The 323-nt window shown below is 34.1% G+C and carries 1 pseudogene; it reads right to left on the bottom strand.

The window, feature by feature from the left end:
* Positions 1-323 (bottom strand): annotated as a pseudogene (locus tag SB679_RS23515) (AraC family transcriptional regulator); the annotation flags it as partial.

The raw sequence follows: 323 nt of genomic DNA, 5'->3' as shown, positions 1-323 counted from the left end.
AGAAGTTCTTTTACTTTTTCTATTTTTCTTGAAATGATGAATCTTTCCAGAGTACATCCCTCAGAGGATGAGAACAGCGAGCTTAGTGAATCATAATCTTTATGAAGTTCGTTGCTGAGAAGTGCAGAAAATTTCACAGGATTACCAGTGTATAATTGTTGTTGAATACCTTTTTCAACAGTATCTTTGATCTGATCTATTGTCTTTTGATTCTTACTGTAGAAGAGATCGAACCCATTTGTTTTGAGCATAGCTTTGATTACTTTCTCATCGATGGCTGTCTGATCTGTTTCTTTTAGAATGACTTCTCCTAAATGTATTTC

It is taken from the genome of Chryseobacterium sp. SIMBA_029 (assembly GCF_046535275.1).
Taxonomy (GTDB): domain Bacteria; phylum Bacteroidota; class Bacteroidia; order Flavobacteriales; family Weeksellaceae; genus Chryseobacterium.
This window is presented reverse-complemented; position numbering and strand designations above follow the sequence as displayed.